Below are 14,011 nucleotides of genomic sequence, written 5' to 3' on the forward strand. Positions count from 1 at the left end.
AACAGAACTAAGTATTTAACTTTATATTTAATCAATATGGAATTTAATAAGAGGGGTCGCCTTCCCATAAGCGGCCTAACCAAAGATCGTATGCTTTATTTGTAAGCCCTGAACGGCCACTTCCCTGAGCAAAAGTCAATTCACCAAAGTAAATAGCACCATCGACATTATAGAAATCAACACGAACATAACTAAATGGTTCAGCTAATGTTTTAGCTGCAGTTAACATTAGATCGTAATTCTTAGGCATTTCAATTGATGTTTTAATGCATACGCCAGTATCTGAGTACAAAGTATAGAATGGAAGCCAATTCAATTCATCATCAAAGAAAGAACGAGTATGATTACCACTACGGTCAAAATCTATTTGTACAATGATTTTAAAACTACCATCATTTTGTTTGAAAACATGGAATTTATAATCACGAACATCAGTTTCGCCTTCTTGAGGAGATAACCTTTTTTCAACTAATACACCTCGTTTTATGTCACTATACCAAGGTTCATTTAGCTGCTTACCATAATCTACTTTTAATTGATTATTTACATCATCAACCTTACGAGTAATCTCATCATCTGTAGCTTCAGTTGTGATTAAATAAACTGGTCCAGAATTATGATTCGCTTTTAATAACAAATCACCTTTATCAGCAAGAATTTCTTTAATTTTATCTACAGTAATACTATCGCCAACATAATAGTTTTCAATAATGTAATCTGAAGATAGTTTTTCTGCTACATATTCTTTAGATTTAATCTTATCAGCACAAACACTAAATAATTCATGTTTAGGGTTATGCTTGCGATAGTTTATTTTTTCATTATATGTTTTAGGGTTTTTAAATGATGGTATATAACCAGTTTCACGTATAAAACTAAAGTTATATCTTAATTCTCTAGCTAATTTACTTTTATTACAAATGAGATTAATTATTTTACGCATTACTTATATCTTTATATAAAGGGAAATTATAATTATGGCAATTACTTGCCATAATTATTTTGAAATTAAAAATAACTTATCAATACTTTTTAAAGATAGCTTGATTACTTGTTTTCTTCATTGCGTTATTTAAAACAAATCCATCAACTTCAATACCATTATCTTCAAACTTTTGCTTAGCTTGTTCGATATCTTTTAAAGTATCCTCACCATAACTGCCAACCATTACTGTTGTACCAACAGTAGCACCGATAATCGCAGCATCAACAACAGCTAATACTGGTGGTGAATTAACAATAACAACATCATAGTGTTCAGAAGCCCATGCTAATAATGTTTTAAATTGATCATGCATTAGCAATTCGGCAGGTGAATGTACATGTTCGCCACCAGAAATATAATCTAGATTAGCAATTGTAGATGTCTTTATTACTGTTTTCAGATCATTTTTACCACTAAGTAGCTCAGCTAAACCATTTGCTTGCTTACCATTTAGTGTTGATGCAATTTTACCTTTACGCATATCGGCATCAATAATTAACACTCGCTTACCTGCTTCAGCCATTAATGCTGCAACATTAGTAATAACAAATGTTTTTCCTGATTTAACCATTGAACTAGCGCTTGTTAATAATACTGTATTATTACTTGCATTATTCATTGCTAACAACATGCGGTTACGTAACATACGTAGTGCTTCAATTGAGATATCATCTGAATCAACTTCCGCTAAAATCGCATTTGGCAGCTTCTTCGTTTTTGGAACTGAAGCAAAAACAGGTAAACCCATTAGTTTTAATTGCTGAGGATCAACAACAGTATTATTTAAAATAACACGGAATAATGCGATTAATGCACCAAGAATCAGGCCAATAATAGCAGGAGCAACAACGAGCATTACACGGTTAGGTGCAATAGGCTTAACACTACTTGATGCTGTATCAATAATTTGAACACTTGCAGAACTACTAGCTTTAACTATATCAAGCTCTTGAATTTTATTAAGAATTTGCATATATGTTTGCTGGTTAACATCAACATGGCGCGTTAAGCGAATAATTTCACGTTGTGTTTCTGGCATTTGATCAATTTTACGAGTTAAACGATTCTTTTGAGCCAGTAAATCATTACGTTTTTCAATTAATGCTTTATAAAGTGGATGCTCTTTAGTATAGCTTCGTGAAATATCGGCCTCTTGGAAACTCAATTCATTAATTTGACCCGTTAAAGCAACAAGCTCGTCAAGTGAAGATTTTGCTTGCAATTCTATATTAACTGATTGATTAGCTTCACGGTATTGATTTAACTTATTTTCAGCCGTGGTTAATTCCGCTTTGATTGCTGGTAGACGTCCTTCTAAAAACGCTAAGCTCTTATCTGCACTTGCCGCAGCTCGGTCTGCATTCAATAAGTAATAGTTTTCACTGATACTATTCAGAATACGTTGAGTCTTTAGTCGGTTCTGACCCTTTAGTGAAACTTCAACAATACCGGTATCTTTACCTTTTTCAGCTGCAATTAATGATTCTTGGAAATAAGTAATAATATCAAAGCGAGAAATTTGTTTAACTGTAAAAGTGTCATTATTCGCACCAGTTAACGCTGTTACCAATAAATCATAACCTTGTTCTTTAACTGGTTGCCCTACAAAACCCGTTAATTTAACGTTTGCATTATCTTCATCAGTTAATGCAAATTCACCAGTATCTATATTAACAATCTTTAACTGGTAAACATTTTTTTGTGCGTTAGTAGGCATAGAGAAGTGCGCTACAGTTGCACTACTTTGAGTATGAGTTAATCGTGCAAAACCTTTACCAAAAATAGGGAAGTAATCAGGAGTAACTGACGTTGTTAGGTTTAATTTATCGACTGTTTTACCAATAACGCGACGAGATTTAATTAACTCTATCTCGGTAACTGCTGATGATTCAGTTGTAAATTCTTTTGCCATCGCTTCTCCAAAAGCAGGAGAGCCATCACTTTTTGAATCAACTTGAATCAATACATCAGATCTATAAATAGGAGTAGCAAAAACAGAATAAATCAGACCTAATAAAGTAAAAACTAGGGTTAAAGCAAGAATAGATTTTTTACTATCTCGCAAAACACCAAAAATCTTACCTAAGTCGATTTCTTCATTCGCTGTCGAAATGGATTTTACTTGTTTATTACTAATGGCAGTCATGAATGATTTCAATCCGAAATGGTTAACTAAAAGGAATTTTTAAAAATTTTCGATTAAATAATAAGAGTATTTAACTACATCTAAGACATTATTTACTCTATCGATGAGTTCTCAGACAGACAAACAATGAAGATATATGCCAATAATCAAATACGCTACCGCCCTAAGGTTACAGCCCCTCATTTGCGTTTATCTTACTTCATCTTTTATTTTTTCGTGTTAAATCTATTTATGACCATATAAAAACCTTTAAATCACGGATATATATGGCGGTTAATTAACAATCACATTAAATAATAAAATTAATTAACCAATAAACATTTAATGGTTAATTAATTTCCATTGATACAATTGTTTTCAAACGTGACAACAATAAAGAAAATAATAAACCAACACCATTTAAATCTTTTGAATTAACAAGAAAACCTAAAATAAAAAAATAAAATACATAAGAATCAACATGATAAAGAATAGTGAACACTAACAATAAATTAAAATCAAAAAGAATATTAAAATAAAAAAAATAATTTAAGTACTAAAAACAAGCATAGCAATAATTATTACAATGTTTACCATGTCAATTATTTGCACAGTGAATACATTAACGACAATTATTAACTATAATTAAATACGACATAAAAGAAATAAATATACACTTAATAAAAAACACTTATACTACATCAAATAAAACTCATTATTTAATAAAACTTTTACTTATATCATCTAATAAATTAAAAAAACCTATAATTTAAATAACGAATTTTGCTAATTTCAAAAGCTTATTTTCATTTGTTTTTTGGGCTTTACTATATATGTCTTATTATATTTGATATAAGATTTTCTAAATATCAGTCATCTATATTTAGGGTATTCATATGAAAATAACTTCTGTAATGATCGCTTTAACAACCGCTATTTTATCACCAATAGCAATGGCTAACACACCCGTACAACTTTCTGTACCTGGTGTAAATTTACCTGCTGGTAATGTCTCTGGAGCGCGTTTAAACATACTTTACGGCCAAACAAACCAAGTAAAAGGTGTTAACTTTTCATTGCTAGGCTTATCGACTATCAATGATTTTACCGGACTTAACTTTGGTTTAGCCTTTGGTGTTAACCATACTACATCCAGTATGAAAGGTTTAGAATTTGGTTTAGCTAACTGGAACGAAGGCAAAGCTACAGGTGCTGACTTTGGTTTAGTAAACTACACAGCCAATAATTTTACTGGCGCTCAATTTGGTACCTTCAACTACGCTGGATCACTTAATGGACTTCAGTTCGGTTTAGTTAATGCGACAGACCACATTAATAAAGGAGTGCAGATAGGTTTAATTAACTATGATAAATCAGGCACTTTTGTAAGTAAAAACCTTCCAATTTTCCCAATTATTAATGCGCGTTTTTAAATATAACTAAACGCAAAAAACCTCGTCAGATAACTGACGAGGTTTTAAATTTGGTGGAGCTAAACGGGATCGAACCGATGACCTCTTCGCTGCCAGCGAAGCGCTCTCCCAGCTGAGCTATAGCCCCAATATGATGCTTATAGTATTGATGTTTTTAATAAATGTCACGACGATAAAACAAAAAATGTGATCTACTTTACGCTAGTTATAAAAAAAGCGAAAACATCAGTGATGCTTCCGCTTGTCTTTATAAAAACAAATACTTAAGCGTTAGCTTCACGCTCTGCGATATAATCTAATGCCATCTTAATACGTGTAATGACACGCTCTTTACCAATCAATTGCATTACCGCATCAACTGATGGCGATTGGCCTTGACCAGTTACTGCAACACGCAGAGGCATACCTACTTTACCCATGCCTAACTCAAGCTCTTCACAAACTTGTGTTGTTACCGCATGTAGATTTTCAGTTGTCCATTCATCTAATGCTTCAACTTTAGCAAGTGCTAGTGCCAATGCATCTTTAGCAACTGGACGTAAGTGCTTCTTAGCTGCACCCGCTTCAAACTCACTGAAGTCTTGGTAGAAGTAGCGTGATTGCTCTGCTAGTTCGATCAGTGTATGACAACGCTCACCCACTAACGTGATAACGTCAGTAATAGCAGGACCATTTTCAATGGAAATTTGTTTTTGGTCTAAATGCCATTGTAGGTATTTAGCAACATATTCAGGTGCTGCTGTTTTAATGTAATGGTTGTTTAGCCATAACAATTTATCAGTATTGAATGCTGATGCTGACTTGCTTACAGACTCAAGCGTAAAGCAATCAATCATCTCTTGTAGTGAGAAGATTTCTTGGTCACCATGCGACCAACCTAAACGAACTAAGTAGTTTAGTAGAGCATGCGGTAGGAAACCGTCATCACGGTATTGCATTACACCAACAGCGCCATGACGCTTAGATAATTTAGCGCCATCATCACCTAAGATCATTGCACAGTGTGCAAACTCAGGCACTGGTGCACCTAATGCTTCATAGATGTTGATTTGACGTGGAGTGTTGTTGATGTGATCTTCACCACGAACAACTTGCGTAATACCCATATCCCAGTCATCAATAACAACACAGAAGTTGTATGTTGGGCTACCGTCTGTACGACGAATAATTAAATCATCTAGCTCGCTGTTAGCAATCTCAATATGGCCACGGATCTTATCATCAAAGATCACTGTGCCTTCTTTTGGATTACGGAAACGAATACAGAAAGGAGAATCAGCTGTTGCTGCTGCATTTGCTGCAACAATTTTTGGGTGATTAGCATCATAGCGCGGTTTTACACCGTCAGCCATTTGCTGCTCACGAATTTCATCAAGCAATTCTTTTGGGCAGTAACATTTATATGCTTTATCTTCTGCAAGTAGTTGATCAACCACTTCGTTATAACGATCAAAACGCTTAGTCTGGTAGTAAGGACCTTCATCCCAATTTAATTCTAACCACTCCATGCCTTCCATGATCGCATCAATCGCTTCTTGCGTTGAACGCTCAAGATCTGTGTCTTCGATACGTAATACGAATTCACCGCCCATGTGCTTAGCAAATAGCCATGAATACAATGCTGTACGCGCACCACCAACGTGCAAAAAGCCTGTTGGGCTTGGTGCAAAGCGAGTTTTAACCGTCATTGAGATTACCTTATGAATGATGGATGACACAGTAAAAGCTACTGTGCTGAATCTATTGGTAGGTATTTTAGCACTGTAACCAAGATCTACAATCTTTGATCTGTTTCACAAGACAAAATTCAATTTGATAATTATGACGTTATTACTACTGAACTCTGCAAATTTAAAAAGTAAGACAGCTAAAAATAAAAAAGCATGATCATTGCAACGATGAAGTACTTATTGACGTCATTACGAATGAAAACATGACTAATACTTTATTCAATATAAAAATTAATTACTTTAACTTGCGAAATTACAATACCTAAACCAGACTGGAAGTGTAAATTTGCTAGCAACCTCTCAAAAAAAGGAACTAAATATGAAAAAACTTTTAGGACTTTGCGCTGGAGCACTTTTGATTATGCCATTTACTTTGCAGGCAGAAGGTTACTCAAACAGTGGGAATAGTGCGACAGGACCAAGTGTTGAATGCCACTTACCTGATGGGACTAAAGATTATATGCCCGTTGTATTCTGTCAGCATAATAATGGCACATATCATCTTTGATATGATTGAGGTAAAGCGTCAAATTATACTCAAAGACGCTTTATCTCATTAATATAAATTATAAATGTTTTAATCCCCAAGACATGAACTGTTGCTTCTCTTCAGGGCTTAAAGATGTAAAGGCATTTTTCAAAAATACCATTTTCGCTTCTGGTGATGGTTTCACATCTGAAGGCGTGAACACTGCTTTAGTCTGCAACTGCGGTTCAGGTGACACTTGAGTTAACGCAGCAATACCACCTAATTTATTATAATTAGCAACTTCTCTTTCATAGTCACGGAAGTTCTGTAATCCATTATTATCTAATTGCTTTAATTCAAACGCAACATCCTCACCATTACTGTTTTTTAATTTTATCTGTGGTGATTTATCAAATGATTTAGCTTGATCTAATGTTCTAATATTAGGGTAACTTAGCGTAAGAACTGAATCTTGACTTTCAAATTTAATTAATAGTGGTATTGAGTTAAATTTTTTCTTAGCGGCATCTTCTAAAACAATTTTACCCATCTGGAATAAAATCTGATTTTCACCATTTGGTAAAATAATATTATTAGTACCTTGAATAAAAGACCAACCTTCCGCTTTCCCATTAACAACAACGGCATTCATTTCTTTCGCCGATTGTAATTTAACATCAGCATAAATATTGCTAGAAAACAGCGATACTAGCGGTAACAAGCAACAAATTATCTTTTTTTTCATACAAAGTACCCTGCTTATATTTAAATAAAAGAACGAGCATTTGCTCGTTCTTTATAAGACTAATAATTAATAATTGATTATTAGAAGTAGTATTCAACACCTACAGAGTATTCCATGAACTCTGGGTTTGCGTTATCTACACGCTTAGCTTCACCTTCACCGCGTTCAACATGACGAACACGAGTGTAAACAACTGCTGATGGATCAATGAAGTACATTACTTGACCAGAAATTACAGAGTCATCAGTATGTGCTACTTTTTGGCCGCCATCTTCTAACTTGTCATTTGCTGCGTAACCGATTTTGAATTGGTAATCAGATACATTGTACATAACACCAACGGTGTATGAGTTTTGGCTTTGATCATCAACACCAGCGACTTGAGCTTCAGCTTCCATCATCTTATATTGAGCAAAGAAACCAAGACCGTTCTCAAAGTTACCTTGAGCACCCACTAAGTAAGTGTCGTTTTTCCAGTCGCCAGTATTATTATGCTCGTAAGCACCTTGTAAAGTAAGGCCACCAAAAGTGTAGTGTGCTGCAGCGCCAGCCCAGTTACTATCTGCTTCAGCAACTTTATCACCACGACCGAATGCTAAATCAACGCTAAAACCACCCCAAGTAGGAGAATCCCAACGAACTGTATCAGATTGACGATCTTGGTATGGTGCACCAGCGATACCGTAACCCCAGTCGTAAACATCACCTAGGCCAGGGTTTGATCCAGGCCAGTCAATGATTTCATAAATTGGTGTTAGTACACGACCTACGCGGATTTTACCCCAAGAATCGCCTTCAAAACCAACGAAAGTATCACGAACACCTAATTTACCATCTGCGCCAGGTGCAGCACTGCTACCACCAACATAACCAGATTCAATTTGCCAAATAAATGTTGGTCCTTTAGCTAAATCTTTACTACCACGGAAACCGATACGTGATTCGTTATTTAATTTCCAGTTGCTATCTTCAGCCCAAAGAGCTTTACCCGCATCATTGTAATCACGAGTTAAGGCTTGCATCGCAATAACACCGTATACTTCATACGAAAATGATTCTTTTAATTTTTCGATAGATACAGCATCAGCATCTGCAGCAAAAGCAGAACCAGACATAACTAATGATGATACTGCTAGTGCAAGTAAAGATTTTTTAATTTCCATGGAATAACTCCTAAAAGATATTAGCTGTTTACTTGCCCCTGAAAGGTTGGCCGCCGAAGGTGGCAAGTAAATCTCCTATATGTCAGCCGAATCAATTCGACCAATGCATATTATTTCGTTTTAAATTGAACTTTTAACTTACTTCGGCATTAAGACTACTTTCGCGGCGCAAAACATCAATAAGAACTTACTTTTTAATATTGAAAATATGATTGAGTGCAAACTTTTGACGCTATCGTGATCAATGTCATATGTTTGATACGTCACTTCACACCAAACAAATAATTAAATAAAAACAAAAGCTTAATACGATAACGAGATATTATTGTGAACAGCGTCGTATTTTATAAATACAATGATTAATAATATACAAAACAACACTCTCATTGTTGCTTATATGAAAATTTGATTATGAGCACCATTAAATAAACGCTAAAAATTAAGTCTTTCATCAATAATAATTACCGATTTCCACCCAAAAAAAAGCCCCACAAGGTGGGGCTTCAGTCTCAAATATTGGTCTTTTTAGGCGTTATTTATTAAATCGACGAGCTGTTGTTCATCCCAAATTTCAATATTTAATTCTTGAGCTTTGGTTAATTTAGAGCCAGCGGCTTCACCTGCAACTAATAAATCAGTCTTTTTAGAAACACTGCCCGTCACTTTCGCCCCTAATGCCTGTAATGCCGCTTTAGCATCACCACGGGTTAATTGTGACAATGATCCTGTTAGCACAACAACTTTGCCATCTAGCGGTAATTCAACTCCTGCTTGCGGTTTTTCAATCACAGGCCAATGAATACCTTGTGCCAATAAATCATCAATAGCGGCTGTATTGTGAGGTTCACGGAAGAAATTGAACAAATGAGCGGCAACCACTTCACCGACATCAGGTACTTTTATTAACTGATCTTTAGAGGCCAGACTGATCGCCTCTAATGTTTCAAAATAATTAGCAACATTAGCAGCGGTCGCTTCACCCACCTCACGAATCCCTAATGAATAAATAAACCGTGCAAGGGTTGTTTGCTTCGACGCAGATAAAGCATCAACTAATTTTTGCGCAGATTTAGGCCCCATGCGCTCAAGTACCGTTACTTCACCTGCACTGAACTTAAACAAGTCAGCAGGCGTCATCACCATCTCGCGATCAACCAATTGCTCAATCACTTTTTCACCACAGCCATCAACATCTAATGCTTTACGTGAAACAAAATGCTTTAGTGCTTCTTTACGTTGTGCTTGGCAAAATAAGCCACCAGAACAACGCGCTACAGCCTCTCCTTCAACCCGTTCAACTTTAGATTGGCACACAGGACATTGTGTTGGAAAGACTATCGCAACAGCATCAGCTGGACGACGAGACTCAACCACCGCGGCTATTTGAGGAATAACATCGCCAGCACGACGAATGATCACCGTATCACCAATCATGACCCCTAAACGTGACACTTCATCAGCATTATGCAACGTCGCATTACTGACGGTGACTCCGCCAACAAATACTGGTTCAAGTTTTGCTACTGGTGTTATTGCACCTGTGCGGCCAACTTGAAATTCAACATTGTTTAAAATGGTCATTTCTTCTTGGGCTGGAAACTTATAAGCAATCGCCCAACGAGGTGCACGCGCAACAAAACCTAATTGTAACTGTAGATCTAACTGATCAACCTTGATCACAACTCCATCAATTTCATACCCTAATGATTGGCGTTTATCACCGATCATTTGATGATATTCAATCACCGCCTCAATGCTATCAACCATTCTAATTTCTGGACACATAGGTAAGCCCCATGCTTTAAGTTGACATAAACGTTGATATTGCGTGTCCTCTAATTCATGTCCCTCAACGACTCCTACCGCATAAGCATAAAAACTAAGTGGACGCGTTGCGGTAATTTTAGGATCAAGCTGACGTAAACTTCCGGCTGCAGCATTACGTGGGTTAGCAAAAGTTTTAAGGCCTTTTTTAAGTGCTTTGGCATTTAGCTCGTCAAAGCCTTTCTTTGGCATAAAGACTTCACCGCGCACTTCCAAACGCTGCGGCCAATCATCACCGCGTAAACGTAATGGGATTGCACCAATCGTACGTACGTTATGAGTGATATTTTCACCCGTTGTACCATCACCTCGTGTTGCTGCTTGCACCAGAATGCCATTCTCATACAATAAACTTACCGCTAAGCCATCTAACTTAGGTTCGCAGCAGTAATGAATACTGCTGTTATCTCGTAATCGATCTTGAAGACGTTTTTGAAAATCACGTAAATCATCATCATTAAATGCATTACCTAATGATAACATTGGAATTTCATGGGTTACTTGAGTGAAACCGTCTAGGGCACTGCCACCAACACGTTGGCTTGGTGAGTCAGGTGTTACCCATTGTGGATATTCAGCTTCTATCGCCAATAACTGTTGCATCAGACGATCATATTCAGCATCCGGTATCTCAGGGTTATCTTCAACGTAATAACGATGGCCATGATAATCTAATTGTTGTTTTAAGCTGGCAAGTTGTTGCTGAAGGTCGGTGCTCATTTCAATTCCTACCTGAAGAAAATGTCGATTAATGACTCTGATTACAAAACAGTAAATCATTATAGTTATATCAGTAGATACAATAAAATTCAGGCCCCCGAAGGAGCCTGAATTTTTATCAATAATAATAGTTTATCAACTTAGCATTGATTATATTTTACTGATTTTTCTCGATATGCTGCAATACGATTTGGCGTGATCATGACACGATCTTGATCCATCACATCCGCATTAAGTTGATCAGCAATTTGCTGCGCTGTTTGCAACATCATATTGAAGTTACTTGATGCTTTACCATGACATGGCAACATTAAGAAAAAGCCAATACCAGGGGTTTCAAAATGCTGGTAGTTTGTTTCTGGAAATGTGCCCGGGTTAAGCAAATTAGTCACAGAGAAAATAACAGGCTCAGTACCCGCTAAATCAGCATGACGGTGAAAAACTGAATTTTCGCCAAAAATTAATCCATTACGCTCTAAACAAGCAAATAATGATGGCCCACGCAGCACCTTACCCTTACGAGCATGTACACAAACAGATAAATAACTTGGCGGTAGAGGTTCTGGCTCTGGTAATACTTCAGGTTCGATGATCGTTTCTGGCTCAGAAATAACCTCAGGCTCAGGTGTCACTACTGCAACAGCCTCCGCTTTGATCTCTTCTTCAACTGCTGGTGTAAAAATAGGAGTTGGAGCAGTCGTTACATCTTCTGCAATTGCTGGCTTAACATCCGCAACACTTGGTTGAGGCGCAACAGTAGGCTGAGGCGCAACACTTGGCTGAGGCGCAACACTTGGTTGAGGCGCAACACTTGGTTGAGGCGCAACACTTGGCTGAGGCGCAACACTTGGCTGAGGCGCAACACTTGGTTGAGGCGCTACACTTGGCTGAGGTGCAACACTTGGTTGAGGTGCAACACTTGGTTGAGGCGCAACACTTGGTTGGGGCGCAACACTTGGTTGGGGCGCAACACTTGGTTGAGGCGCAACACTTGGTTGGGGCGCAACAGTAGGCTGAGGCGCAACACTTGGTTGAGGTGCAACACTTGGTTGAACTGCAACAGTGGGCTGAGGCGCAACACTTGGTTGAACTGCAACAGTAGGCTTAGGTGTTGAGCCAATGTGCATTTGTGGTTCAATACGCTCATTTGCAACCACTTTTACAGGAGCGGTTGTACTTTGAGGCGCAGTTTCACCGAGTAATGGGTCATGTTGGGGACGTTCACCAAAACTAAAACCAGGCTCTTTACGTTTTGACACTGGTTTTGTTGTCGTTGTAATAGTGTCTGCTTGGTTTGACTTAGTCTCAGTTACTTCCGGCGCAGTATTCACAACACGGACGTCACTAACACTCTCTTGGGCAATATCTTGACTCTCAAGATTTGCTTCATCTATTTTACTTAGTGGCTTCTCACCAAATTTAGCTGGTTTTTCTTTTCTACTTGTCCATAGACCATGAAAAAGAAGCGCTGCAATTGCTAACGCACCAACAATAATAAGAACCAGACGCAATTCCTGCATATGAATACTCTAAATTAACTCGTTGTCCCTTTACGGGGTTAATAATAGAAAAAAATCTACTAGGAAACTTAATATCTAGTTAGAATTTCTCACCGAATGACTTACTGTACCAAAACTCACTTGGCAATGAGAAGATGAATATCGAGATTCCATCAAGGATAGTGCCAGCTTGACGTTTTTTGTACAAATTTACATCATTTTTGTATTATGACTCATCCTTTTTATTTTGTTGTTAAAGTAGTGACAACAATTTTGTGGTTTGATTCCATCCTACCGCTACCGTTAACATTGATAAAGAAACCTAAACAAATGAACAGTAAAACACTAAAAAATGCTTGTTCAGGAGAAAGAAATGCCACAACAGCATAATGTACAACCAACAACCAGCGGTGCTGGTTATTTTTTTCAAGGCCTAAAACTCGCATCACAACCAGGAACGCGACGTTTTGTTCTTATTCCTTTATTGATCAATATTGTATTACTTGGTAGTGCTTTTGCCACCTTATTAGATCATCTTGGTGGTTGGATTAACCATTGGCTAAGCTACTTACCAAGTTGGCTTGATTGGCTGTCTTATATTTTATGGCCATTACTGGCAATTGCCGCTCTGGTGTCCTTCTCATACTTCTTTAGTACGATAGCTAACTGGATTGCTGCACCATTTAATGGATTGCTAGCTGAATACCTTGAGGCCAAACTCACAGGAAAAACACCGCCTGATGATAGTTTAAAAGCATTAATAAAAGATCTTCCTCGTACCATGGGTCGAGAATGGACCAAGCTTAAGTATTATCTACCTAAAGCGATTGGATTACTCATTTTAATGTGGATTCCAGCTATAGGCCAAACAGTAGCGCCAGTATTATGGTTCTTATTCAATGCTTGGATGATGACCATTCAATATGTAGATTACCCATTTGATAACCATAAAGTATCCTTCCCTGAAATGCGCGATGCTCTTAAACAAAAAAGAGGCCAAGCATTAAGTTTTGGCGCCGTTGTGATGTTATTAACCATGGTACCTATTATTAATTTATTTGTAATGCCAATTGCCGTGTGTGGCGCGACGGCAATGTGGGTTGATCATTACCGAAATCAATTCAAACGTTATTAATCTAAATTTATTACTCAAATAAGGTCAATCACGATTACTGTATTGACCTTTTTTGCTTTTATTTCTAATAAAAAAAATGCCACTTAAACAACAAAACACCACCAGATCTTACAACCTAAACACCCTTAATAGTATTAACTGTCACATAATAACAATAAGATATAACCATTAATTACTTTGCAA

10 protein-coding genes and 1 tRNA gene are annotated in these 14,011 nt (G+C 37.0%); 3 read left to right on the top strand and 8 right to left on the bottom strand.

Annotated features, from left to right (window positions below):
- Positions 1 to 43: 43 nt before the first annotated feature.
- Complete coding sequence (locus tag CZ809_RS08585; RefSeq protein ID WP_080157048.1) at positions 44 to 943, bottom strand: ATP-grasp fold amidoligase family protein; 900 nt, start codon at positions 941 to 943, stop codon at positions 44 to 46.
- 79 nt (positions 944 to 1,022) lie between these two features.
- Entirely contained in the window at positions 1,023 to 3,131 is a 2,109-nt protein-coding gene (locus CZ809_RS08590; RefSeq protein WP_080157050.1) for a polysaccharide biosynthesis tyrosine autokinase, read from the bottom strand.
- Positions 3,132 to 4,006: 875 nt separating this feature from the next.
- Between CZ809_RS08590 and CZ809_RS08595 the strand changes: the two genes are divergently transcribed.
- Positions 4,007 to 4,543 (top strand): hypothetical protein, encoded by a 537-nt coding sequence (locus tag CZ809_RS08595; RefSeq protein ID WP_080157051.1) that lies wholly within the window; start codon positions 4,007 to 4,009, stop codon positions 4,541 to 4,543.
- A gap of 51 nt (positions 4,544 to 4,594) precedes the next feature.
- Here CZ809_RS08595 and CZ809_RS08600 read toward each other — a convergent pair.
- Positions 4,595 to 4,670, bottom strand: a tRNA-Ala gene (locus tag CZ809_RS08600).
- A gap of 136 nt (positions 4,671 to 4,806) precedes the next feature.
- Complete coding sequence (gene gltX / locus CZ809_RS08605) at positions 4,807 to 6,231, bottom strand: glutamate--tRNA ligase (protein WP_080157053.1); 1,425 nt, start codon at positions 6,229 to 6,231, stop codon at positions 4,807 to 4,809.
- Between the two features lie 361 nt (positions 6,232 to 6,592).
- On the opposite strand from gltX, the gene CZ809_RS08610 reads away from it, so the two are divergent.
- Complete coding sequence (locus CZ809_RS08610; protein ID WP_080157055.1) at positions 6,593 to 6,781, top strand: hypothetical protein; 189 nt, start codon at positions 6,593 to 6,595, stop codon at positions 6,779 to 6,781.
- A gap of 58 nt (positions 6,782 to 6,839) precedes the next feature.
- Here CZ809_RS08610 and CZ809_RS08615 read toward each other — a convergent pair whose 3' ends face one another.
- The 4 genes from CZ809_RS08615 to zipA all read right to left on the bottom strand — a co-directional run bounded on the left by CZ809_RS08615 (position 6,840) and on the right by zipA (position 12,714).
- Positions 6,840 to 7,487, bottom strand: a complete 648-nt coding sequence (locus tag CZ809_RS08615) for a YccT family protein (RefSeq protein WP_080157057.1) — start codon at positions 7,485 to 7,487, stop codon at positions 6,840 to 6,842.
- 80 nt (positions 7,488 to 7,567) lie between these two features.
- Positions 7,568 to 8,650: a porin gene (locus tag CZ809_RS08620; RefSeq protein ID WP_080157059.1), complete on the bottom strand. Its 1,083-nt coding sequence runs from the start codon at positions 8,648 to 8,650 to the stop codon at positions 7,568 to 7,570.
- 525 nt (positions 8,651 to 9,175) lie between these two features.
- A complete protein-coding gene (gene ligA / locus CZ809_RS08625; protein WP_080157060.1) occupies positions 9,176 to 11,194 on the bottom strand; it encodes an NAD-dependent DNA ligase LigA in 2,019 nt (672 codons plus the stop codon).
- Between the two features lie 140 nt (positions 11,195 to 11,334).
- A complete protein-coding gene (gene zipA, locus CZ809_RS08630) occupies positions 11,335 to 12,714 on the bottom strand; it encodes a cell division protein ZipA (protein ID WP_080157062.1) in 1,380 nt (459 codons plus the stop codon).
- A gap of 352 nt (positions 12,715 to 13,066) precedes the next feature.
- Here zipA and cysZ point away from each other — a divergent pair, with 352 nt between their 5' ends.
- Positions 13,067 to 13,828 carry a sulfate transporter CysZ gene (gene cysZ, locus CZ809_RS08635; RefSeq protein WP_080157064.1) on the top strand — a complete coding sequence of 254 codons (762 nt, stop codon included), beginning with the start codon at positions 13,067 to 13,069 and terminating at the stop codon, positions 13,826 to 13,828.
- Positions 13,829 to 14,011: the final 183 nt, after the last annotated feature.

Origin of the sequence: Photobacterium piscicola (genome assembly GCF_900166965.1) — a bacterium.
Classification (GTDB): Bacteria; Pseudomonadota; Gammaproteobacteria; order Enterobacterales; family Vibrionaceae; genus Photobacterium; species Photobacterium piscicola.

What these genes read in the sequence shown, in the direction of transcription:
- CZ809_RS08585 (WP_080157048.1), bottom strand. Translation starts at nt 943, where the DNA reads ATGCGTAAAATAATTAATCTCATTTGTAATAAAAGTAAATTAGCTAGA.
- CZ809_RS08590 (WP_080157050.1), bottom strand. Translation starts at nt 3,131, where the DNA reads ATGACTGCCATTAGTAATAAACAAGTAAAATCCATTTCGACAGCGAAT.
- CZ809_RS08595 (WP_080157051.1), top strand. Translation starts at nt 4,007, where the DNA reads ATGAAAATAACTTCTGTAATGATCGCTTTAACAACCGCTATTTTATCA.
- gltX (WP_080157053.1), bottom strand. Translation starts at nt 6,231, where the DNA reads ATGACGGTTAAAACTCGCTTTGCACCAAGCCCAACAGGCTTTTTGCAC.
- CZ809_RS08610 (WP_080157055.1), top strand. Translation starts at nt 6,593, where the DNA reads ATGAAAAAACTTTTAGGACTTTGCGCTGGAGCACTTTTGATTATGCCA.
- CZ809_RS08615 (WP_080157057.1), bottom strand. Translation starts at nt 7,487, where the DNA reads ATGAAAAAAAAGATAATTTGTTGCTTGTTACCGCTAGTATCGCTGTTT.
- CZ809_RS08620 (WP_080157059.1), bottom strand. Translation starts at nt 8,650, where the DNA reads ATGGAAATTAAAAAATCTTTACTTGCACTAGCAGTATCATCATTAGTT.
- ligA (WP_080157060.1), bottom strand. Translation starts at nt 11,194, where the DNA reads ATGAGCACCGACCTTCAGCAACAACTTGCCAGCTTAAAACAACAATTA.
- zipA (WP_080157062.1), bottom strand. Translation starts at nt 12,714, where the DNA reads ATGCAGGAATTGCGTCTGGTTCTTATTATTGTTGGTGCGTTAGCAATT.
- cysZ (WP_080157064.1), top strand. Translation starts at nt 13,067, where the DNA reads ATGCCACAACAGCATAATGTACAACCAACAACCAGCGGTGCTGGTTAT.